This window comes from Nocardiopsis sp. iso_25 (assembly GCF_056173305.1).
Genome location: NZ_CM149667.1, coordinates 6055833 through 6078324, shown reverse-complemented (window position 1 = coordinate 6078324; position 22492 = coordinate 6055833). Strand labels below are relative to the sequence as shown.

21 protein-coding genes are annotated in these 22492 nt (G+C 73.4%); 11 read left to right on the top strand and 10 right to left on the bottom strand.

Annotated elements, in window-relative coordinates; translation table 11 throughout:
* Positions 1-118 precede the first annotated feature (118 nt).
* Positions 119-340, bottom strand: coding sequence for a hypothetical protein (locus AC0VX6_RS26145; protein ID WP_274975102.1), 222 nt, complete (start codon positions 338-340; stop codon positions 119-121).
* Between the two features lie 706 nt (positions 341-1046).
* On the opposite strand from AC0VX6_RS26145, the gene AC0VX6_RS26140 reads away from it, so the two are divergent.
* From AC0VX6_RS26140 to AC0VX6_RS26125, 4 genes are all read left to right on the top strand, one after another.
* A complete protein-coding gene (locus AC0VX6_RS26140; RefSeq protein ID WP_475466589.1) occupies positions 1047-3191 on the top strand; it encodes a hypothetical protein in 2145 nt (714 codons plus the stop codon).
* A gap of 90 nt (positions 3192-3281) precedes the next feature.
* Positions 3282-4538 (top strand): MurT ligase domain-containing protein, encoded by a 1257-nt coding sequence (locus tag AC0VX6_RS26135; RefSeq protein WP_248772350.1) that lies wholly within the window; start codon positions 3282-3284, stop codon positions 4536-4538.
* 10 nt (positions 4539-4548) lie between these two features.
* Complete coding sequence (locus tag AC0VX6_RS26130) at positions 4549-5259, top strand: type 1 glutamine amidotransferase (RefSeq protein ID WP_013155343.1); 711 nt, start codon at positions 4549-4551, stop codon at positions 5257-5259.
* 102 nt (positions 5260-5361) lie between these two features.
* Positions 5362-6282, top strand: a complete 921-nt coding sequence (locus AC0VX6_RS26125) for an NADP-dependent oxidoreductase (protein ID WP_475466587.1) — start codon at positions 5362-5364, stop codon at positions 6280-6282.
* 52 nt (positions 6283-6334) lie between these two features.
* Here the strand turns inward: AC0VX6_RS26125 and AC0VX6_RS26120 are convergent, their stop codons facing one another.
* Complete coding sequence (locus AC0VX6_RS26120; RefSeq protein WP_274975100.1) at positions 6335-6742, bottom strand: helix-turn-helix domain-containing protein; 408 nt, start codon at positions 6740-6742, stop codon at positions 6335-6337.
* 247 nt (positions 6743-6989) lie between these two features.
* On the opposite strand from AC0VX6_RS26120, the gene AC0VX6_RS26115 reads away from it, so the two are divergent.
* Positions 6990-7739 (top strand): DUF4352 domain-containing protein, encoded by a 750-nt coding sequence (locus tag AC0VX6_RS26115; RefSeq protein WP_475466586.1) that lies wholly within the window; start codon positions 6990-6992, stop codon positions 7737-7739.
* On the opposite strand, the gene ygfZ is transcribed toward AC0VX6_RS26115, so the two are convergent.
* Together ygfZ and AC0VX6_RS26105 are read right to left on the bottom strand one after the other, a co-directional pair.
* A complete protein-coding gene (gene ygfZ, locus AC0VX6_RS26110) occupies positions 7736-8758 on the bottom strand; it encodes a CAF17-like 4Fe-4S cluster assembly/insertion protein YgfZ (protein WP_274975098.1) in 1023 nt (340 codons plus the stop codon). The genes AC0VX6_RS26115 and ygfZ overlap by 4 nt on opposite strands.
* 334 nt (positions 8759-9092) lie before the next feature.
* Positions 9093-9629: a nitrobindin family protein gene (locus AC0VX6_RS26105; protein WP_047868415.1), complete on the bottom strand. Its 537-nt coding sequence runs from the start codon at positions 9627-9629 to the stop codon at positions 9093-9095.
* A gap of 210 nt (positions 9630-9839) precedes the next feature.
* On the opposite strand from AC0VX6_RS26105, the gene AC0VX6_RS26100 reads away from it, so the two are divergent.
* Complete coding sequence (locus AC0VX6_RS26100; RefSeq protein WP_274975097.1) at positions 9840-10613, top strand: GIDE domain-containing protein; 774 nt, start codon at positions 9840-9842, stop codon at positions 10611-10613.
* A 14-nt stretch (positions 10614-10627) separates the two neighbouring features.
* Entirely contained in the window at positions 10628-10990 is a 363-nt protein-coding gene (locus tag AC0VX6_RS26095; protein WP_026338071.1) for a DsrE family protein, read from the top strand.
* Between the two features lie 305 nt (positions 10991-11295).
* Here AC0VX6_RS26095 and AC0VX6_RS26090 read toward each other — a convergent pair whose 3' ends face one another.
* The 5 genes from AC0VX6_RS26090 to AC0VX6_RS26070 form a co-directional block, all read right to left on the bottom strand.
* Positions 11296-12042: a phosphoglyceromutase gene (locus tag AC0VX6_RS26090; protein ID WP_475466583.1), complete on the bottom strand. Its 747-nt coding sequence runs from the start codon at positions 12040-12042 to the stop codon at positions 11296-11298.
* Between the two features lie 81 nt (positions 12043-12123).
* Positions 12124-12669, bottom strand: coding sequence for a type III secretion system chaperone family protein (locus AC0VX6_RS26085; protein WP_475466582.1), 546 nt, complete (start codon positions 12667-12669; stop codon positions 12124-12126).
* Entirely contained in the window at positions 12660-13958 is a 1299-nt protein-coding gene (gene mshA, locus AC0VX6_RS26080) for a D-inositol-3-phosphate glycosyltransferase (protein ID WP_274975094.1), read from the bottom strand. Before mshA ends, AC0VX6_RS26085 begins: the two co-directional genes overlap by 10 nt.
* A gap of 109 nt (positions 13959-14067) precedes the next feature.
* Positions 14068-15054 carry an alpha/beta hydrolase gene (locus AC0VX6_RS26075; RefSeq protein WP_475466581.1) on the bottom strand — a complete coding sequence of 329 codons (987 nt, stop codon included), beginning with the start codon at positions 15052-15054 and terminating at the stop codon, positions 14068-14070.
* A 120-nt stretch (positions 15055-15174) separates the two neighbouring features.
* The gene (locus tag AC0VX6_RS26070; RefSeq protein WP_475466579.1) at positions 15175-16158 is read right to left on the bottom strand and encodes a YbgA family protein; all 984 of its coding nucleotides are present in this window, start codon (positions 16156-16158) and stop codon (positions 15175-15177) included.
* Positions 16159-16251: 93 nt separating this feature from the next.
* Between AC0VX6_RS26070 and AC0VX6_RS26065 the strand changes: the two genes are divergently transcribed.
* From AC0VX6_RS26065 to AC0VX6_RS26050, 4 genes are all read left to right on the top strand, one after another.
* Positions 16252-17559, top strand: coding sequence for a cryptochrome/photolyase family protein (locus AC0VX6_RS26065; RefSeq protein WP_475466577.1), 1308 nt, complete (start codon positions 16252-16254; stop codon positions 17557-17559).
* Between the two features lie 597 nt (positions 17560-18156).
* A complete protein-coding gene (locus AC0VX6_RS26060; RefSeq protein WP_013155328.1) occupies positions 18157-18519 on the top strand; it encodes a BlaI/MecI/CopY family transcriptional regulator in 363 nt (120 codons plus the stop codon).
* Positions 18520-18524: 5 nt separating this feature from the next.
* Positions 18525-19469 carry a M56 family metallopeptidase gene (locus AC0VX6_RS26055; protein WP_274975090.1) on the top strand — a complete coding sequence of 315 codons (945 nt, stop codon included), beginning with the start codon at positions 18525-18527 and terminating at the stop codon, positions 19467-19469.
* Between the two features lie 166 nt (positions 19470-19635).
* Positions 19636-19935: a DUF2516 family protein gene (locus tag AC0VX6_RS26050; protein ID WP_212642469.1), complete on the top strand. Its 300-nt coding sequence runs from the start codon at positions 19636-19638 to the stop codon at positions 19933-19935.
* Between the two features lie 12 nt (positions 19936-19947).
* On the opposite strand, the gene AC0VX6_RS26045 is transcribed toward AC0VX6_RS26050, so the two are convergent.
* Positions 19948-22431, bottom strand: a complete 2484-nt coding sequence (locus AC0VX6_RS26045) for a hypothetical protein (protein WP_475466575.1) — start codon at positions 22429-22431, stop codon at positions 19948-19950.
* Between the last annotated feature and the right edge of the window lie 61 nt (positions 22432-22492).

Below are 22492 nucleotides of genomic sequence, written 5' to 3'. Positions count from 1 at the left end.
CTTCTGTCCCCCTTCCCCTGCCCCTGGGGGGAGGCGCTGACACGGCGGTGCCTCGCCACCGGTGCCGGGAGCGGGCGCGCACCGTCCGTGCGACCCTCGGCGCGCGGTCCCGGGACCCTCAGCCGGAGGTCTCCTCCCGGTCCTTCTCCGCGAGGGGGAGGTTGAGCTCGACGGCGACGGCGGTGCGCCGCAGTATCCACAGCCGGTGCAGCTGCACGAAGAGCGCCAGCACCAGGCACAGGGCGGCGATCCCGGGGGCAAAGGGCAGCGTGTTCAGGGCGCTCTGGCCGACCATGAGGCACCCGAGCATCAGCAGGTTGCTCGTTTGGGCTGCCGCCATCCAGGGGTTCTCCACCGCCCGTCGGCGGGTGCGAGCCCGCAGGCACACAGCCGCGGCGGATTCCGGCTCACCCACTGTCTCGCCTCGGCGTATGGCGCGGTCTGCCCGTCGGCGGGCCTGCCGTGACAGCCCACGCACACGAATGCTCTCTGCGTCATCGGTGACGGAGCCGGGCCAGCGGGGGCGACCGCGGCGGCGGTTCCATCTGGTCCCCAGGTACACACAGGCGCACATGCAGACCAGGAAGACCAAGGCCGCGACGAGCAGGAGTATGGACAGCAGCGGTGCGGGAATGGGGGGTCACTCCTCGGAAAGGGGGCGTCCTCTCTTCTTCTGTCCCCCTTCCTCTGCCCCCGGGGGAGGCGCTGACACGGCGGTGCCTCGCCACCGGCTTCGAAACGGGCGCGGTCCCTGGGAGCGGGAACCGGGGCGCGCGGCCCCTCGGCCTCCACGGGGTTCGCGACGCGTTTTCCACAGGTCCGGGGCGGGGCTGGAAAGCGGTGCGCGCTGCTGCTTGACTGAGATCGACGGCCTTCCACCCGCGCCCACCGGCACCCTCCCGTGCCCGTGACCGGTTCCGGCGGGGCCGTGACAAGCGCGGCGGGCGGGTGACGGCATTCCGCCCACACTCCGGCCCGGGCCGGAGCCCCGCGTGACCGAGTCCCCGGCCGCCCCCCGCGACGGCCGGTCAGGAGGTGTTCGGACGGTGCCCAACCCCCGTTCGGGAGGAGCGTCCCGAGGAGAGGCCGGACGTACCTATGTCGGCTGGCGGCACGCCGTGCTCCTGCCGCCTCCCGGACCGGCCCCGCGGCGGCCGACCCCGGCCGACGCCGAGACCGTCAGCGAGGAGTGGATCGCCGCCCAGCGCGACAGCGAGGCCCAGACCAACCGGCCCCTCTACTTGGCCCTGGCCGGACTCCTCCTCCTCACCCTGCTGCTGCCGCTGCTGTGGACCCTGCGCATCCTCCCCGGCAGCTTCGCCCTCGGCGGCGTGTTCGCCTGCGCCGCCATCGCCGCGCCCATCGCCTTCGCCCTCGTGCAGAGCCGCCAGGTCGTCGCCGACCGGCTGCACAGGGCCAGGGAGCGCCTAGCCGCCGAACGCGACGAGCGCGACCGGGTCCTGCGCGAACAACAGCACGAGCACGCCCGCAGGTACACCGAGTGGCAGGCGGCCTCGCGGGCCTACGAGGCGCAGCCGCTCTGGTACGGGGTGACCGTCCCCGCCGACAGGGGCGCCGTGGTCGTGGTGGGCGGGGACGACGCCGGATGGTCGGCGCTGCTGGCCACCGTCGGGGTCTCCCGCCTGCGCGAGGGCGGCGACCTGACCGTGGTCGACCTCACCGGGCACTCCGTGGCCCGCGAACTCGTCCGGCTGGCCCGCCGCTGCGCCGTGGCCCCGCGCCGGTGGGTGCTCCCCGCCGACCTGCCCCGGATGACGCTGGGCACCAATCTGGACGCGGGACAGCGCGCGCGCATCCTCTCCGCGGTTGCGTCCGCCTCCGGCGGCACCGCGGAGGCCGACGCCGACGAGACGCTGCTGCTCCGTCTCCTGGAGGTCCTGGGGCCGCACGCGGGGATCGCCGAACTCATCGGCGGCCTGCGCGCCCTGCTCACCCCAGAGGAGGACGCCGCCGAGGACGACCCCGCGCTCGCCCTGCTCACGCCGGGGCAGCGGGCCCGGGTGCGCGAGCGCTGCGCCGACGGACCGCACATCGGGGAGCGGGCCTGGGAGCTGGAGCGCCGCCTGAGCCCCTTCGAGGCCGTCGGTACCCGGGCGGACGACAACGACTACGCGCAGGTCAAGATCATCTCCACCGACCGGGCCTCCGGTGAGACCGCCGCGCGCGTCTACGGCACCTACGCCGTGTCCGCGCTCAGCGAGCTGCTGGAGGCCCCCGAACCCAGGAACGCCGACGGCAGACGCCCCCGCGTGCGCCCGGACCGCACCCGCACCGTCGTGGTCTGCGGCGCCGAGTCCCTCCCCGAGGGGGAGGTCGACCAGGTCCTCGCCGCGGCGGCCGAGGGCGGGGTGGAGGTCGTCCTGATGTTCCGCACGGCCGCCCCCGCCGCGCTCGCCCGGTTCGCCGACCCCACCTGCCTGCCGGTGGTGATGCGTCAGAACGGGGAGTCGGCGGAGGCCGTCGAACGCGCCGTGGCCTCGGCGCCCGGTGTCGCCGGACACGACCCCGGCGGGCTGCGGGTGCACAGCCTCACCGAGGCGGTGGGCGGGGCCGTGGGCGGCGCGGCCACGGGCGAGCCGGAGGACCCCGACGCCGAGGTGGAGGCCGACGACCGGTTCTTCCCCTCCCCGCACACCGAGTCCGGCGCGGTGATCCGCAACGCCGCGGCGGCGATCGCACCCCTGGACCTCGTCCGCCATGTGAGATCCGCCACCGCATGGGGGCGGGCCACCCTCCAGGAGGCCGGAACCGGCGGGACCGCCGCCACCGGGGACGACGGCGCGGCCCCCGGACGCCCCTGCGGCCTGGACACCGATTCGCTGCGCGGGCTCCCCGCCACGGCCGCCGTGGTCCTGACCGCCGACGGTCCCGTGCTGGCCGACACCAACCCGGGTATCCTCACCCTGTCCACAGCCACACTCGCCACGGTGGACGACTCCCGGAACACCGGCGACGCACCGGGCGTTGGAGGCGGTGGCGCCCTGGCCGCGAGGGGGCGCGGTACCGGAGGCGGCCGACCCCGGGGTCCGACCGCGGATCCCCACGCCCCGACCGACACACCCGACGGCACCGCCGCCGCGGACGGCTCCCCAGCGCCGACGGGGGCCGTGGACGACGGGGTGCCGCCCAACCTGGGGCCGCCGCCCGAGAGGTTGGACTGGCGGGTCTGACCCCGGGTGGACACTAGGCTTGGCCCGACACACCGCCCGCCGCCTCCCAGGAGCGAACGGCGCGGGCGGTCAGCACTTACTGGAGAGTAGATGAGCGAGCTTCCCCTGCGCGCCCAACTGGCATCGGTTCTGGGAAGGAGCGCGGCCAGCCTGTCCCGTGCCACCGGACGCGGAGACGGCTCCGTCATCGGCGGCCGGGTGGCGCTCAAGGTCGAACCCGACCTGCTCGCCAAGCTCGCCCGGGGCCGCAGGCTCGCCCTGGTCAGCGCCACCAACGGCAAGACCACCACCACCAGGCTCATCTCGCACGCCCTGCGCGAGTTCGGCGACGTGGCCACCAACGAGCACGGCGCGAACATGCCCACCGGGCACATCACGGCGCTGTCGAACAACCAGTCCGCCGTCAACGGCGTGCTGGAGGTGGACGAGAAGTACCTCCCGCAGGTGCTGCTCGCCACGCAGCCCGCTTTCGTGGTGCTGATGAACCTCAGCCGCGACCAGATGGACCGCGCCTCCGAGATCAACCTGCTCGCCAAGAAGTGGCGCATCGCGCTGGGCAAGAGCAACGCCCACGTCATCGCCAACGCCGACGACCCGCTCGTGGCCTGGGCGGGTCTGGGCGCGCCCAACGCCACCTGGGTGTCCGCGGGACAGCGCTGGAAGGAGGACTCCTGGTGCTGCCCCGAGTGCGGCGGCCACCTCAAGCGCGACGTGGACCCGCACTGGGCCTGCCCCGAGTGCGGACTGGCCCGCCCCGCGACCACCTGGGCGGTGGACAACGCCACCGACTCCCTCCTCACCCCCGAGGGCCAGAGCATCAGGCTGCGGCTGAACCTGCCCGGTGACGCCAACCGCTCCAACGCCGCGATCGCCGCGGCCACCGCCGCCGGGTACGGCATCCACCCCGAGCGCACCGTGGAGCGGCTGCGCGAGATCACCTCCGTCGCGGGCCGCTACACCTCCGTGGTGACCATGGGCGTCGAGGTGCGGCTGCTGCTCTCCAAGAACCCCGCCGGGTGGCTGGAGTCCTTCGCGGTCCTCGACCCGCCCCACACCCCGGTGATCCTCTCGGTCAACGCGCAGGTCCCCGACGGCAAGGACACCTCCTGGCTGTGGGACGTGGACTACACCGTCCTGCGCGGGCGCCGCGTGTTCGTCATGGGCGAGCGCCGCACCGACCTCGCGCTGCGCCTGGAGACCGACGGCGTGCGGTTCGAGGTGGCCGACCGGGTCGACGAGGTCCTGGGCCGCATCAAGGCCGACCAGCCGGGCATCACCAAGGTCGACCTCATCGCCAACTACACCGCCTTCCAGCAGATCCGCACGGCGTACGGCCGCGTCCAGTAGGGAGAAACCCATGACGAACACCAGCGCCCTGCGGATCGTGTGGATCTACCCCGACCTGCTGAGCACCTACGGGGACCAGGGCAACGTCCTGATCCTCAAGCGCCGCGCCGAACTGCGCGGCATCCCCACCGAGATCGTGCACGTCCACTCCAGCGACTCCGTCCCCGAGCAGGGCGACATCTACCTGCTCGGCGGCGGCGAGGACCGGCCCCAGATCCTGGCCGCCGAGCGCCTGCGCGCCGACGGAGGCCTGGCCCGCGCCGCCGCCCGCGGCGCCTGCGTCTTCGCGGTGTGCGCCGGGTACCAGATCATTGGCGAGACCTACGGCGACGACGAGGCCAACCCGCTCCCCGGCGTGGGCATCCTCGACATCCGCAGCGGCCGCGGCCAGACCCGCGCGGTCGGCGAGATCGTCGCGGACGTGGACCCGGCCCTGGGCGTGGGCCGGATCACCGGCTTCGAGAACCACCAGGGCCGCACGGCCATCGGCCCCTCGGCCCGGCCGCTGTCCACCACGGTCCGCGGCATCGGCAACGACGACCGCACCGAGGGCGCCTACCAGGGCCAGGTGCTGGGCACCTACCTGCACGGCCCTGCCCTGCCGCGCAACCCGCAGCTGGCCGACCTCCTGCTGCGCTGGCGTGTGGGCCAGGTGGCCCCGCTCGCCCCCTCCTGGGGGGAGCGCCTGCACGACGAGCGCCTCGCCGCCGCGATGCGCTGACACCGCGCCCCGGTGGGCCCGACGGGCGCGTCTTGCGCCCCGTCGGGCCCTGCGTGTTCCTGCCCACGGAATGAACTCCGGGACGCGACCGCTGTTGTGTGCATGAAGGCAATCGCACTACAGCAGTACGGATCGGCCGACGACCTCGCCCTGGTGGACCTTCCCGACCCGAAGGTCGCCCCGAGCGAGGTCCTCATCCGGGTACGGGCCGCGGGGGTCAACCCCGTGGACTGGAAGCTCGCGGCGGGCGGCCTGGACGCCCTGTTCGAGACGGACTTCCCGCTCATCCCCGGCTGGGACGTCGCCGGTGTCGTCGAGGCGGTCGGACCCGACGCGCACGAGTACCAGGTCGGTGACGAGGTCTACGGCTACGCCCGCAAGGACTGGGCCAAGAACGGCACCTACGCCGAGCTGGTGTCGGCCAGCGTGCGCATGCTCGCGCCCAAGCCGCGGTCGCTGAGCTGGCAGGAGAGCGCCGGTGTCCCGCTGGCGGGCCTCACCGCCCTCCAGTCCGTCGAACGGGCGGGGATCGGCTCCGGTGACACGGTGCTCATCCACGCCGCGGCGGGCGGCGTCGGAGCGTTCGGCGTCCAGATCGCCGCCGCCCGCGGCGCACGCGTCATCGGTACCGCCAGCGAGCGCAACCACGACTTCCTGCGCTCCCTGGGCGCCGAGCCCGTGGTCTACGGGGACGGCCTCGTCGACCGCGTCCGGGCACTGGCCCCGAACGGCGTCGACGCGGTGCTCGACTTCGTCGGCGGGGGAGTGGCCGAGGAGCCGGTGCAGCTGACGGGCGGCCCCACGCGGATCGTGTCCATCGCGGACCCGAACGTCCAGGAGCTGGGCGGGCACTGGCTGTGGGTGCGCCCGGACTCGGAGGACCTCGCCGAGCTGGCGCGCCTGGCCGACGACGGCAAGCTCACCGTGCACGTGGACCGAGAGTTCCCGCTGGCCGAGGCGGCCGAGGCCTGGCGTCTGAGCCAGGCCGGACGCACCCGGGGAAAGATCGTCCTCACCGTCTGACCAGACCCGACCCGTCCGACGGGCCCGGCCGCACCGGCCGGGCCCGTCGTTCTCACGCGGCGTCTCGCTCGCCCGCGGAGGTGTCGACATCCTCCCCGGTCCCAGTCGCGGCAGCGGCGTCGCTTCCGGGGATGTCGAGCGTGACGCTCAGCGGACCCTGGTCGACCCTCAGGTGCAGTTCGCCGCCGATGGCGCTGATGTAGGACCGCAGGAGTTCCAGGCTGTCGATCCGGCCGTGTTCGATCTGGGAGATCCGCGCCTGGCTCACCCCCATGATCTGGGCGACCTCCTTCTGGGTCCTCCCGCTCTCCTTGCGCAGGGAGGAGAGCGCATAACCCTGACGCTCGGCTTCGATCCGGGCGGTTTCCGCATCGGCGATCTCCTGTGCCTCCTCGGAGGTAAGCCAGGGGTTGAGCTTTTCAGCCTCTGCCTGGATCTCCCGCCAGCTCCGCGCTTTCATTCCCGTATGTCCTCTCACCACGGCAGGGCATCGAACGGCATCACACCGGAGTGGAGCTGCCGATTGATCCGAGGCGTCACCTTTCGATCACCTCCAGTATCAGGTGTTCCATTCCAGAGAGTACGGGACTCACCACAAGCGGTACGGGGAGTCGGAACTGGATCGGCCGATGGCAGGGACCGGCCGTCAATCAGATCCAGCATGACCAGGGAGAAGGCGTCTCGGGGCGGAATGAACCGCGGGTGCCGTGCGTCACACCAGCATGGGCAACAGAGGCCGTCACCCACCACCGTCCAGAGGGCCCGGCGCCGTCGTACGGGCCCTGGCCGCACCCGTCGCCGTCCTCCTGGCCGGAGCCGGGTGCGTGGCCACCGTGGTCTCGCTGGAGCGCGCCCCGCTCCCCGAGGCCCGGCTGGTCCTGGAACAGTCGGAACCGGAGCCCGGCACCGCACAGGAGCCCGCCACACCGGGCCCCTCCGTGCCGGACCCCGGTCCACCGGACCCCACCGCACCCGAACCGGCCCCACCGGATCCCACCGCGCCGGAACCGAGCCCCGAGCAGCAGGAGCCGCCCGGGGGCGGGGCGGAGCCCGATCCGCAGCCGGTGCCGCCGGAGTCCTACAACGGGGCCTCCGCCGTCTTCGACACCTTCCTGGTGGAGGTGGAGACGGCCTACACCGACACCAGCGTCACCGACGGGATGGGGTCGTCCGCAGTCGCGCCCCCGGACTCCGAGTACCACGTCTACCGGCTCGACGTCACCAACCAGGGCTCCTCGCCCGCGGTCTTCGACACCTACGGGACCATCGGCGTGACCACCGAGGGCCTGGAGTACACCAACGACGTAGACGCCGAGATCGTCGTGGCGTGGGACTACTTCTGGGACGAGATCAACCCCGGGGAGAGCGTCACCACCCACATCCTGTTCCTGGCGCCGACCGGGACCGAGTTCGCCGAGGTCCACATCGGCGGACGTAGTCTCCTCGAACCGAATTAACGCGGACGGCGGCGCAGCTCGATCTTGGCGTTGGCGCCCGTGTCCGGGTCCACCACGACCTCCTGGCCGGCGGCGATGCCGTCCACCACCAGGTCGGCGTCGGTGGGGGCCGCGCGCTTGACCACGCCCAGGGCGATCGGCCCCAGCTCGTGGTGGCGGGCCGACGTGCCCACCCGGCCCACGGAACGCCCGTCCAGCTCGATGGCGGCCCCCACCTGCGGCAGGCGCTCGGCGGTGCCGTCCAGGTGCAGCATGACCAGGCGGCGCGGCGGACGACCCAGGTTGTGCACCCGCGCCACCGTCTCCTGGCCCGGGTAGCAGCCCTTCTCCAGGTGCACCGCGCGGCCCACCCAGTCCACCTCGTGCGGGATGGTGCGGTCGTCGGTGTCCAGCCCCGCGCGCACCCGGTGCTCCGCGATCCGGTTCGCCTCGTAGGCCCACATGCCCGCCGGGCGCGCCCCGGCCGCCGTGAGCGCCTCCGCGGCCTCCGCGAGCCGTTCGGCGGGCACGAACAGGTCGGTCTCGCCCTCGGCCGCGCGCACGGGCACGTCACCGAGCGACGCGGCCTCCACGACCTTGGCGCGGTCCGGGCCGAGCACGCTCAGCACCGCGCGGGAACCGCTCAGGTCCTCCACCTCGACGCGCAGCATGAACCGCATCGAGTCGAGGAACCCCGCCAGCTCCGCGCCGCCCTCCGGCTCGGTGTGGATCCAGGTGGCCTCGCCGTCGTCCATCAGCGACAGGTGGTGCCGCAGGTGCCCCTTGGTGTCCAGGACCAGCGCCTCGGTGGCGGTGCCCGGAGCCAGGCCCCGGGTCAGCTGGCTGGTGAGGTCGTTGAGCCAGCCCAGGCGGTCGGGGCCGGTCACCCGCACCACACCCCGGTTGCTCCGGTCGACCCACGCGCTCGAACGTTCGACGGCGCGCCCCTCGTGCGCGGGGTCGCCGTAGTGCGCGGCGACTCCGGCGTCGGGGGACTCGGCGCTCACGGCGCCCGGTGTGCTCAGCAGCGGCGAAGTCATACCAGCGAGACTAGTCGGCCCGCCAAGGGAGCGGAAACGCCGTCCCCACCTGCGGTTTCGCGCACAGAAAAAACATTTGCCCCGCCCTTGGGACGGGACGTAGTGTCGGAGGCACGCAAGAAAGGAGGTGGTCCAAGAGATGGTTGATCTTAGGACTGGCGAGGTGGCCGTCCGCTAGGACGACGCTCGCGTTCGCGCGACGTCGTTCGCAGCGAATCCCAGACGGACACCCGGACCCCGGGCTGCCGGAACTCGTCCGACCGGCCCCGCCCCAGCGGCGGGAGCAGCCCGGGGTCTGTCCATGCCCGGACCGGCCCCGGCCACTCGGCCCCGACTACTTCGAGCCGACCCTCTTGAGCTGCGCCGACATGTACGAGCGCAGGCCGTGGCCGCGCGCGGCCAGGTCCCAGGCGTACCCCAGCGTCTCCCGGTTGTCCCCGAACAGGCCGTACAGCCGGTGCGAGGCGGTCGCGTCGATCCCGGTCTCGGTGTGCACCACCGCGTCGGTGGACATCTCCACCCGGTTCGCGAACACGTTGCCCAGGTACACCTCGTTGAAGCCCTCGGGGTGCGCGATCAGCACCTCCAGGTGCACGACGGGCTCACCCTCCTCGGGCTCCGCGCCCGTCTCGGGCCGCACCCGCCAGTAGCCCGACTCCTCGGTGACCAGCTCACCTCGGGTGCCCTCCGGGTTCATCCGCCAGGCCCTGCTCGTGAAGGTCAGGTAGGGCAGGCCCGCGTTGTGCGCGAACTCGATCTCCTGGCCGAACTGGAACTCCTCCACGTCGGCGTAGCCGGCGACGCCCACGCCCTCCCAACGGCCGAGCAGGAAGGACAGTTTCGCCAGATCGGGGTGTACCTCAGCGTCCATATCCCCTGAGCGTAGCGGCGGCTGGAGGCGGCGGTGACCGCTGACGGCGCACCGTGGCCTGCGCCACTCCCCGGCCCCGGTCTGGACATGCCCAATTGGCCCCGCTTTCCCGGAGAGCTGGTAAAGATTGTCAGCAGCGCGGTGCGGCCACGGGGCGTGTTCTGCCGACCGCGCCCAAGACCTCCGACGTGTTCTCCAAAGGGGCGGCCTGTGTTACTGGTGATCGGTTCGGCGCTGCTCGTGGCCGCGGTGGTCCTCCTCCCCCTGACCGTGATCGCCCTGCGGCGCTGGCTGCGACAGCGGGGGCTGGCCCAGCTGCGCCCGGGCGTGCTGGCGGCCAGGGAGGGGCAGCGCGTCACGCTCACCGGTGCCGCCGCTCCCGGTCCCGACGGGCCCATCTCCTCCGGCCTGGCCGGTGCCGAGTGCGTCTGGCACGGCCACGAGGTGCTGCGCCACTACTGGCCGCTCAACCGCGAACCGTCCGAGGGCGCGGTCCGGGAGCGGGCCTGCGACTCCATCGCCGACTACGGTTCCGAGGACCTGTTCGGCATCGTCGCCGAGGGCCGCCCCGGCGACGGCGACCGGATCTTCGTCGACCCGGGCGACACCGAGCCGCGCGGCGCCGAGCTGTGCCTCAAACGCGTGGTGGGGCGCCCGCAGCCGGGTGTGGCCTCGCCCGCCGACGACCTGCTGCCCCGCGTGCGCGGCCGCATCTCGGGCGTCTTCCGGGGCGAGACCATCGAGTTCGAGTACCGCGAGTGGGTGATCCGGCCGGGCGCCCGCATCCGCGTCACGGGCCTGGTCCAGGTGCGCGAGGGCCGTGTGGTCCTGGCCGCCCCCGAGGACGGGACGCTCGGCATCGAGCACGGTGTGGACGATCAGCCGGTGCGGGTCTCCCCGCGCCGTACCGAGGCCCTGGCGCTCACCATCGCCCTCGCGGTCTGCTCGATCGCGGGCGCCGTGCTGACCGCCGCCGCGCTCTGAGTAGGCTGGCGGGCATGTCTCGTTCCTTGGTGATCAAGGTCACCGCCGGTGAGGACGACCCCGAGCGGTGCAACCAGGCGTTCACGGTGGCCGCCGCCGCCCTGGCCAGCGGCGTCGGGGTCTCCCTCTGGCTGACCGGTGAGTCGGCGTGGTTCGCTGTCCCCGGCCGTGCCGAGCGGTTCTCCCTCCCACACGCCGCCCCCCTCAAGGACCTGCTCGACGCGGTGCTCGCCGCGGGCCGGGTCACGGTGTGCACCCAGTGCGCCGCCCGACGCGACCTGACCGGGGACGACCTGATCCGGGGCGTGCGCATCGCCGGGGCTCCGTCCTTCGTCGAGGAGGCCGTACAGGACGGCGCGCAGGCCCTCGTCTACTGAGGCGGGGCGCGTTGTCCACAGGCCGCGAACGGCTCTGGCGCGCCCCCTCCCGGCGGACTTAGCGTGGTAAAGGGTGAGGCCGCGCCTCCGCCCGAGCAGCCATGCCCTCACACCGCCCACGCCTCACGCGGCCCCGACCGTGCCCCGCACGGCACTCGCCCACGCCCCGCGCGATTCCCGACGGCGCCCCACACGGCCCTCGTCCGCTGCCCACGCGGCACCCGCCCACGCTCCGCCCGGCCCCCGACAGCACAGTGCCCGCACCGCCAAGGGCGGCGCGGGCACGGCGACGGATCGGGCGGGTGTTACTTCTTGCCCTGGTTGGCGACGGCCTCGATGGCGGACTTGGCCGCCTCCGGGTCGAGGTAGGTGCCGCCGGGGTTGGTCGGCTTGAACTGGTCGTCCAGGTCGTAGCGCAGCGGGATGCCCGTCGGGATGTTCAGCCCGGCGATGTCGGCGTCGCTGACGCCGTCCAGGTGCTTGACCAGCGCGCGCAGCGAGTTGCCGTGCGCGACGACCAGCACGGTCTTGTCCGCGGCCAGGTCCGGCACGATCGAGTCGTACCAGTACGGCAGGGCGCGCTCCAGCACGTCCTTGAGGCACTCGGTGCGCGGCAGCAGCTCCGGCGGCAGCTCGCCGTAGCGGGCGTCACCGGCCTGCGAGTAGGTGTCGTCGTCCGCGATGGGCGGCGGCGGGGTGTCGTAGGAGCGGCGCCAGATCATGAACTGCTCTTCGCCGTACTCGTCGCGCGTCTGCGCCTTGTCCTTGCCCTGCAGGGCGCCGTAGTGGCGCTCGTTGAGGCGCCAGGTGCGCTCGACCGGCAGCCAGTGCAGGTCGGCGGCGTCCAGGGCGAGGTTCGCGGTGCGGATCGCGCGCTTGAGCAGGGAGGTGTAGACCACGTCCGGCCGTACGCCGGCCTCCTTGAGCAGATCGCCGCCCCTGCGGGCCTCCTCCTCGCCCGTCGCGGACAGGTCCACGTCCACCCAGCCGGTGAACAGACCCTTCGCGTTCCAGACGCTCTCACCGTGTCGCAGCAGTACCAGAGTTCCCATGGGGGCAAGCCTAGCCACCCGGGTGCCGCGCTCGGGCGTCCGCCCGCCCGCTTGCGGGGAAGCGGACGCGGCCTCGGCGCCCTACCCCTCGTCCCGGGCCTCGACCAGGTGCGCGAACGCCCGCAGGTTGCGCATGTCGTGGCCGCGCTCGGCGCGCCAGCGCCACTCCTTGCGGATGGCCGACGCGAACCCGCGCTCCAGCGCGCCGTTGAAGTTCTCGTCCGAGTAGGTGAGCACGCACCCCAGCAGCCGGTCGACCTCGTCGGAGGTGACGCCCTCCAGCGGCAGGCGGCCGCGGATGTAGACGTCGCCGACCTCGTCCGCGACGAAGGCCATCCCGTACATGTCGGCGCTGCGGCGCATCAGCCACAGGTAGAAGTCGGCGTGGTCCTCGTCGGGCTGACGGCAGAAGAACGACGTCAGGGTGAGGCTGTGCGGCCCCACCTCCAGCCACACCAGGGTCTTGAGCTTGGCCTTCCCCGGCAGGGTGACCAGGAACGACCCCTCGCGGGGGCGCTCCACCTCCAGTTCGGCCTCCGCCACGGCCGAGGAGATCGCCTTGGCCGCGGCGTCGCGGGCAGCGTCCCTGTCCACCTGGTACTTCGCCTCCTCCTCGGTCACCGGCACGCCGCCAGGGGCAGCGCCCGGGGGGCGGTGCTCGCCCGGTACACGTCCAGCAGTTCATCGACGGTCCGCGACCAGCCCAGGGTGGCCGCGTGCGCGGGTGCCGCCGTCGCCAGCTTGGCACGCCACGCCGGTTCGGAGATCATCCGGTGCAGCTCGGCCGCGTAGTCGTCCGGGTTGTGCCCCCGCACCAGGACACCGGACACCCCGTCGGCCACGGCCGTGGTCAGGCCGCCCACGCGCGCGGCCAGGACCGGGGTGCCACACGCCTGCGACTCCACCGCCACCAGGCCGAACGACTCCGAGTAGGACGGCACCACGGTCACCGCGGCCGCGCGGTAGTAGTCGGCCAGCCGCTCACGGGTCTGCGGCGGTTCGATCCGCACCACGTCCGCCACACCCAGGGAGCGGGCCAGGTCGGTGAGCAGCCCGGGCTCGCGCATCCCGCCGCCCGACAGGCCGCCGACCACGCCCACCACCAGGCGCGAACGCAGTGAGGGGTCGCGCTCCAGCAGCGCGGCGGCGGCCCGGATGAGCACGTCGGGGGCCTTCAACCGCTGCACGCGCCCCACGAACAGCAGGAGTTCGGTGCCCGCGGGCAGCCCGATCCGCGCCAGGGCGTCCCGGCGCGAACCGGGGCTGAACACCTCCAGGTCCACACCCGGGGGGATGACGCTGATCTGGCCGTCGCGGGCGCCGTAGTGCTCCCGGAGCTGGCGGGCCTCGTCGTCGGTGTTGGCGATGAGCCGGTCGGCCTGGCGGACCAGCTGGTCCTCCCCGCGCAGCCGGGCCTCGGGCTCGGGCGCGTCGCCGTCGGCCAGGGAGGCGTTCTTCACCCTGGCCATGGTGTGCATGGACTGCACCAGGGGCACGCCCCAGCGTCGGGCGGCCACCACACCGGCCTGGCCGGACAGCCAGTAGTGCCCGTGCACGAGGTCGTAGTGGTCGGGCTCGTTCTGCGCCTCGGCCCGCAGCATCCCGAAGATGAACGGACACAGGTGCTCGGCGAGGGTGTTCTTGTCCAGGTGGCCGTAGGGCCCGGCGGGCACGTGCCGCACGTTCACGCCCGGGGCGAGCTCCACCACCGGCGGGAGGTCGGCCCGGGTCGCGCGGGTGAACACGTCCACGGCCACGCCCCGTTCGGCCATGCGCCGGGCCACCTCGACCACGTACACGTTCATGCCTCCGGCGTCTCCGGTGCCGGGCTGGTCGAGCGGGGAGGTGTGCAGACTGACGGTCGCGACCCGGGACGGGACCGCCGTCTGCTCTCCCGCGGGAACGATTCCAGACACCGGAGGTCCCTTCAGGTCGTGTGCGCAGCCGCTGTCGTCAACAGCGACGAAGGTACACACTGTTCCCGGACGGTCCGTCCGAGGGGGCCGGGTGTGCACACCGCGTGACCTAAGGCGAGGAGCTCCAGCCCGAGACCAGGAAGTCGACGGCGTCGGCGAAGGAGCTCTTCCAGGTCGTGAAGTCGTGGCCCCCGTGCGGGTGGAGCGTGGCGACCGTCATACCGCGGTCGGTGAGCAGGTCGGCGAAGCGCTCGGCCTCCCCGTGGATGCTGCCCCGCTGGAGCGGCGTGTGGTCCTCGGTGCCCTCCACCAGCATGAACCTGAGGTCGCGCACCTCCTGCGAATCGAGCAGCCGGTCGGGGGAGTGCGGCTCGGTGTCGCCGCCGAAGACACCGTAGGGGTCGTCCACCCGGAAGTACCCGGCCCAGGACACCACCTGGGTGTAGAGGTCGGGGTTGCGCAGCGCCAGCGCCGCCGCCCCGTACCCGCCCATGGAGAACCCGCCGACGGCGCGCAGCGCGCGGGGGCGCGTGTGCTCGCCCTCGACGGCCTCCACGGCCGCACCGGTGACGAAGCTCTCCAGCGCGAACCCCCCGTCGGCGGCGTCGCCCCACTCGGTGGTGGCGCCCCCGCTCTCCCGGCCGTAGGGGGCGGCGATGACGAACTCGATCCCCGAGCGGCACATCTGCCGGTCCAGGAGCGCGCCGATCTCCTCGTCCATGAGCGTCTCGTGGGTGGAGGCCGATCCGTGCAGCAGGTAGAGCACGGGCAGGTCCGCACTGTCGGGACCCGAGGGGCGCCGGATCCACAGGGGGCGGCCGCCCTCGGGGGCGCCGGTGTCGGGCAGGGTGACCACCTCGTCCCTGCCGGGTGCGGCGCAGGACGGGACCTGTCCGGGGCGCGGCAGGAGGGCGGTGGGCGCCTGGATCGGGGAGAGCAGCGTCCGGCTGTGGGTCAACCGGGGCTCGGGGCCGGGGTCGGGTTCGAGCCGCTCCGCCAGCTCCTCGGGCGGGACCGTGGCGAGCGTGGCGGCTGCCGTGGCCACCACGCAGGAGGAGACGAGCACGAAGACCCGCCGGAAGAAGGACGCGAACACACCGAAACCTCAGGGTCGGGTCAGCGGCACCCTGTCGGGGGACCGGAGGAATATCACTTAGTGTAACCGGTCGTGTGTCTTGGGTCGCAACTCGGGGGGAAATCGCCCCTCTCTCCGTGATCAGACCGTGACGGCGTGCCGCAGTCGGAGGTCGTCCGGGTAGGGGCGCAGGTAGGTCTGGTCGCGGGCCCACTCGACGTCCTCCGCCGCGCAGTGGTGGCGCAGCAGCGCCACCGGGACGCTCAGCGGCACCTGCTCCCGCCGGTAGTCCTCGATCGCCCCCAGCAGGTCGTGTCTGCGGGCGTCGTCCAGCAGCGAGCTCAGCATCCCGAAGGCGTGCTGGAGGGCGTTGACGTGCTTGCCCCGGCTCGGCCGCACGGCCATCGCCCGGTGGAAGGCGTCGGTGTAGGCCGCCCGGACCTCCTCGGGGGCGTCGGCTCCGGCGCGGGCCACGATCCTGCCCGTCTCCCGGTAGCCCTCCGGGGAGTGCGACATCAGCTGGAGCTTCTGGCGGCTGTGGAACGCCACCAGGTCGCGCGGACGCCAGTCCGACTCCCACAGGTGGCGCAGCCGCGCGTGCGCGAAGACGCGCTGGGCGAACAACTCGCGCAGCACGGGGTCCATCAGACGGCCCTGCTCCTCCACCGGAAGGGAGGGCAGCAGCTCGGTGAGCCGCTGGGCGAAGGCGCCGCGGCCCCTGCCGTCCACCCGGCCGCCGCCCTGGTCGAACACGGGCAGGGCGAACAGGCCGCAGCTGGGCGACTTGTTCTTGAGCACGTACCCGTCCAGGTTGCGCAGCTGGGCCAGGTGGTGGTCGGCGACCTCGGCCAGCTCATCGGTGCGGTCGGCGCCGTCCGCGCTGGAGACCACCCGGTCCAGCCCCTCCCGGCGCTGCAGGCGCAGGGTGGGGCGCGGGACGCCCAGGCCGATCTCCGCCTCCGGGCAGACCGGCAGCCAGTCCACGTGCCGGTCGAGCTCGTCGGTGAGGAAACGCGAACGGGAGTGCCCGCCGTTGTAGCGGACCGGAGCGCCGAGCAGGCAGCTGGACACCCCGACCCTGGGGCGGACCGGAGTGTCGGGCAGCGTAGGAAGCCGTGTGGTCATGCGACCTTCCTACCCGGTCAGCGCCCTGAGCACCGGCTTTTCCCCGAAGGATCTAGAGTGTTCAGGCGAACACGTCCAGTGAAGGAGTGCCGCTTGGCGCCCGCCACCATCGTCCTGTTCACACAGGACCTCCGCGTCCACGACCACCCCGCCCTGGCCGCCGCGGTCGAGCGCCCCGGCCCGACCCTGCCGGTCTTCGTGCTCGACCCCGCGGTGGTCGGCCGGTCCGCCCGCAACCGCGCCGCCCTGCTCGCCGACGCCCTCGCCGACCTGCGGGCCGCACTGCGCGAGCGCGGCGCCGACCTGGTCCTCCTGCGGGGCGACACCGTCCGGGAGGTAGCCGCCCTGGCCCGGGTCGGAGGGGCCGACACCGTCCACGTCACCGACGGCGTCAGCTCCCTGGCCGCGCGGCGCGCGCGACGCCTGCGCGCGACCGGCCTGACCGTGCGCGCCTTCCCGGGGCTCACCGTGGTCCCGCCGGGGGAGGTCACCCCGGCGGGCGGCGACCACTACAAGGTGTTCACGCCCTACTGGAAGGCCTGGGAGGCCGCCGCGTGGCGCGACCCGGTCGCGCCGCCGGACCGTGTGGTCCTGCCCGACGGGATTCGGCCAGGGGAGCTGCCCGGACGCGGGTCGGACGGTCTGGGCGCGCTCGCCGAGGACCTGCCGAGGGGAGGGGAGCGCGCGGCCCGCGAGCGCCTGGACACCTGGCTGTCGTCCGGGCTGGAGGCCTACCCCGACCGGCACGACGACCTGCCGGGCGCGGCCACCTCCCACCTGTCCGCCGACCTGCGCCTGGGCTGCCTCTCGCCGCTGGAGGCCGCCCTGGCCGCCTCGCCCCTGGCAGGAGGAGAGGCGTTCGTCCGCCAGCTCGCCTGGCGCGACTTCCACCACCAGGTCACCGCGGCCTTCCCCGCGATGAACGTCCGCGACTACCGGCCCCGGGACAGGAAATGGCGCGAGGACCCCGACGCCCTCGACGCCTGGAAGCGGGGGCGGACCGGCGTCCCGGTCGTGGACGCCGGGATGCGCCAACTGCTGCGCGAGGGGTTCATGCACAACCGGGCGCGCATGATCACCGCGGCGTTCCTCACCCGGGCCCTGCGCGTGCACTGGCGCGAGGGCGCCGACCACTTCCACGCCCACCTCGTGGACGGGGACGTGGCCAACAACTACGGCAACTGGCAGTGGGTCGCGGGCACCGGCAACGACACCCGACCCAACAGGGCGTTCAACCCGCTGCGCCAGGCCCGCAGGTTCGACCCCGAAGGCGTGTACGTCCGCCGCTACCTGCCCGAACTGGCCGAACTCCCGGGCAGGCGCGCGCACACGCCCTGGCGGGAGGAGCACCCGCCCTCCGGTTACCCGGCGCCGATCGCCGACCCCGGCCACTGGGGCTGACCCGCCGCCGGACCCGGCCGGGTCCGGCGTCCCGTGCCGGCGCCCGCGGGACCGGCACGGAGCGGGGGCGCGTGTCCGCGGGGCCGCCCGGCAGGGTGCCGCCGCCCGCGTGCGGAGGGCCGTCCCGCTGACGCGCCGCAGCCCGCGCGGCCGCGGGTCAGCTGGGGTCGAAGGCCCGGAGGAAGGCCTGGTGTGCCACGTCGTCGAACAGCACCAGGCGGATCTCCGGCACGCGCAGGTGCGCCGAGTGCAGGGCCCAGGCGGCGATGCGCGCCGCGTCCTCGACCGGCCACCGCGTCCCGCCGGATGGGCCGCCGGTTCGCCGGAACCCGGGTGCGCGGGCGCGTGACCGTCGCCTCCGCCCCGTTCGGCGGGCGGTGCCCGGTCCCGGTTCGGGCGGGTGCGCGGGCGCGTGACCGAGCTCGCGCCGGTCTCGGGAGCGGCCCTGCGAGGCCGTCGCCGAAGGCGCCCGGGGGCGGGTACGGGGGAGGCCGATCCCACCCCGTTCCGGGACCTGTATCCCTTGCCCCGTAGGAGATGAGGATTTAACCTGGGGGTACGACAAGCAGTAGTACGACCCCAAGTAGAATCGCTGGTATGAATCGGCTTGGCGAACTTGAGCGCGCGGTGATGGATGTACTGTGGTCACGGAACGAACCAATGACGGTTCGTGAGGTCGGCAAGGCCCTGGCCGAGCGCGACCTCGCACACACGACTGTCATGACCGTGCTCGACAGGCTCGCCAAGAAGAAGGTCGTCACCCGGGCACGTGAGGGTCGTGCGTGGCGTTACCGCCCGGCAGCCAGCCGTGAGGCATACGTCTCCGAGTTGATGTTCGACGCTCTCGGACAGACCGGGGACCGCGACGCCGCCCTGGCCGCCTTCGTCCAGTCCATGGACGGCGAGCAGGCTGAAGCGCTTCGGCGCGCACTCGCGGAAACCGAGCAGCCAAGGAACTAGTCCGTATGGTCAGTGCCGCCCTCCTCACTATCGTCGCGGTCTGCTGTCTCATCGCGATGGAAGGCCTCCACCGGGCCAAGTGGCCCTCGCGGGGGCCCTACACGGCCGTGATCACCTGGCAGGCACTCGGGCTCGCCTGGGGCGTGTCCACCATCGGCGCGCTCCTGGCCTTCGGGCTCTCCTCCTACCGGCTCGGCGCGGCTGGGGGTTCCATGGCCCTGGCCACGGACATCGTGACCGGCGACCTGCTGCTCGCCGAGCTCTCCCAGGGCCTTGAGGGCATCAGCCACATCGTGGCCGTGGTCCTGGCCGTCGTGCTGACCCTGGTGCTCTTCTACGGCCTGGTCTCCTCCTTCCTGCACGTGGTCCGCGTCCGCCGACGCCACCACGACCTCCTCGAACTCATCGCCAGCGAGCACCCCGACGTGCCCGGCGCCCGCGTGCTCGACCACCCGGCCGCCGCCGCGTACTGCCTTCCGGGCGTGCTGCGCTCGCAGGTGGTCATCAGCGCCGGGGCCCTGGCGGTCCTGGACAACCGCGAGCTGGCCGCCGTCCTGGCCCACGAGCACGCCCATCTGCGCCAGCGCCACGACCTCGTGCTGCTGCCCTTCTCCTCGCTCAAGCGTGCCTTCCCCCGGTTCCGCCTGGTCCGCACCTACTACGAGAGCGTGGCGCTGCTCATCGAGATGTGCGCCGACGACCAGGCCCGGCGCAAGAGCTCCTCACGCGAGCTGGCCATGGCGCTGCTGCGCTTCGGCGCCGCCGGACCGGCCCCGGTGCCCGCCGGGGCGATGGCGGCCGTGCCCGACGCCGAGCCCGGGGTGATGCAGCGGGTCAACCGCCTCCTGCACCCCGACAACGAGCTGCCCTACCACGCGGGCGCCTTCATCATGGGCGGTTCCGCCTTCCTGCTGGCCGCGGTCACCTGCCTCTGGCACATCCCGCTGTGACCTTCCCGGCCGCCGGTCGCGCCCGCGCGCGGACCGCTGCCGCCGCCGACCGCGATCCCCGCGCGTGTGTGACACCCGCCTCCGCGGGCACGATCAACGCGTCCCATCCGTTTACGGTGGAGAGCGGGCGGACTCCCCGCTCGGAACGTCGTCGGGAGTGTGCGTTTTGTTCGGACTGATCTGGCAGGCCATCTACCTGGTCACCTTCGTCGCGAGTCTGTACGCGCTGATCGAGGCGATCCGCACGCCGGCCGCGGCCTTCGAACTCATGGACAAGCAGACCAAGAAGCTGTGGGTCATCCTCACCGGTGTCGCCACGGCGCTCTCCCTGCTGGCCGTCTTCTCCGGCCGCGGGATGTTCGTCATCCTCGGCCTGGTCGCCACCCTCGTCTTCCTGCTGGACGTGCGTCCGGCCGTCAAGGGCGTGGGCGGCAACAGCAACAACGGCCCCTACGGTCCCTGGTAGGCCTGCCCGGTCTCATTCCGCCTTCCCGGCCGGGGCCTCGCGCCCCGTGCCTCCGGCTGAGGCCTCACGCCGTGCCTGCGCCTCCATGGCGTCCAGCACGCGCCGCAGCTCCGCGGAGTAGGCGGGGTCGCCCGTGTAGTAGGAGTGGCCCAGGATCTCCGGGCGTCTGGCCTCGCCGGGCAGCGCGTCGTAGGAACGCGGGTCCGGCAGGGGCTCGGCCCGCTCCACCACGCGTACGGTCCCGAAACCGCCGGAGGAGTCGAGCGTGCGCACCGGCCCGGCGATCGCGTCGGTGACCCGCCACAGGTTGCGCCAGTCCGTCACCCGCTCCCGCAGGTCCGCGAACTGGCCCGGCCCGAAGTAGGCCGGGAAGTAGCGGGCGTACAGGCGGTCCAGCGGTGAGCCGTGCGTGATGAGCGCGATCCGGCCCAGGCAGTCGGTGGGCAGCTGCCAGACCGTGGCCGCCGCCAGCACCGAGCCCTGTGAGTGCCCCGAGAGCACCACGTCCGTTCCCTCCCGGCACAGCAGGGCCACCCGGGCGCACAGCTGGGGCACGGCCCGCTCCGCGTAGGAGGGCGGCGCCAGGGGGTGGGCCGCCCGGGGCCAGAACGTGCCCACGTCCCACACCGAGCCGACCGCCTGCCGCGTGGGCCGGTCGCGGTAGGCGCTGCGCCCGATCCACGCCAGAGCCACCAGGGCGGCGCCGCCCAGCAGGGAGCCGACGCCGATCAGCCCCGACACCGTCCCCTGGGCGAACCCCCGCACATCGCCGGGCACGGCGGCCGCGTCCGACACGGCCGTCGTCACCGAGGCCGGACCCGCCGCCAGGTGCCCCGAGAGCGTGGAGGAGAGCACGAGCACGCCCAGCGCCACCACCGGGAGCAGGAAGGCCGCCAGCACCCACGGCAGCACCTCCGTCATCCGGCCCGACGCCCGCGCGTGGGCGATGTCCCAGGTACGGCGGTCGCGCACGCTGCGCGCGTAGTCCTCGGTGACCCCGGCCAGGTGCGACCGGGTGTCGCGGCGCAGCCGCAGCGCGAGCACCCCCACCACGGCCAGCGCGATGGCCGCCTCCAGCGCGAACGCCAGCTGGAGCCAGGAGTAGGCGGCCGGTACCGACAGCGGCAGACAGTCCACCTCGGGGGTGGCCAGGGTGCCGCAGCCGCTCAGCGCCAGCGACCCCTGGTAGACGAGGGCGGCCGAGAAGCCGCCGCCGAGCAGGGCGCCCAGGGCCGCCGTGGCCGGACCCGCGAGGCCGCGCATCGCCGCGCCGCCGTGGGAGCGGTCGGAGGCGAACAGGAACAGCGCCGCCGCCAGCATCACCAGCACCAGGGCAGCCTGGACCGCGAACAGCGTGTTGAGGATCGCCCCGTTGCCGGGCAGTCGCCCCGACGCCGTCCACTCCGGGCGGGGCCAGAGCACGTACGCGGCCACCGCCAGCCCCAGGACCAGGGTGGCGTCGCGCAGCAGGCGGCAGATCCGGTCGGCCCGGGCGTTCCAGCGCGGGTCGGTGCCCGGGACCAGCACGCTCAGGGTGCTCAGGGTGACCACCGCCGCCAGCAGGGCCGCCAGGAGGGCGCCGACGATCCACGGCCCCGCCCCGTCCGGCGGCCCCGCCGCCGCCGGGTCCAGGTCGTGCCGCAGCGCCGGTACGACCAGCAGCGCGGTCACCGTGCCCAGGGCCGCCGAGATGTGCGCCGAGCGCAGCCGGGCCATGGTCTCGCTGTTGCGCCAGAAGCCCTCCTGGCTCAGCGGGGCGGCCGCGCTGGGGCGGGGCGGTATCGGGCTCTCCACGACCTCGTAGTCGGCGGCCGTGCGCCGCGACAGCAGCCACAGCACCACGATCAGCGCCACCGGCAGGACCGTGCCCACCAGCAGGGCCGGGCCCGGCGCGGACAGCACGGAGGAGGGCGAGCCGAGGAAGGCCAGCCAGGGGCGGGCCCGCACGCACTCCTCGCCCTGGCCGGAGGCGCACTGCCAGGCCACCAGGTCCATGCCGATCCCCGCCGCGGCCAGGGTGATGAGCACCGTCAGGGACAGCGCCAGCAGCCGCACGCTCCCGCCGTAGGCGTTGTTGGCCAGCAGCCGCGTCCCCGTGGGGGCGCGGTCCATCCGTCCGGGCCGCATCCAGTACGCCACGTTGACGAGCATGAACGGCAGCAGCAGAAGCCAGAACGCCCGGGAGGAGCGCCCGGAGGTGAGGTTGCCCCAGGCGAAGATCTCCCGGCGCACGTTCGGGAGGGTCTCGGTGTCGGACTCGCGGCGCCAGCGGAAGAACCCCGCCAGTCGGTCGCCGCCCACGCGCATGGCGGGTTCGACGTCCAGCAGTTCCTCGGCCTGGCCGCCGCTGACGCCGTGTACGCGCAGCTCGACCCGCTCGCACGCGGGGGAGCCGGGGCCGGTCGGGACGGGCGGCGGAGAGGCGTCGTCGGGGGAGGGCTCGGGGGAGGTCGGTTCGGGCTCGTAGGGGCTGAGGGGTTCGGCGAGGTCCGACATACGAAGCATCCTGCCACGCTCCGTATCCGGGCGACAGCGGTACTTCGAACCTGTGGACAAC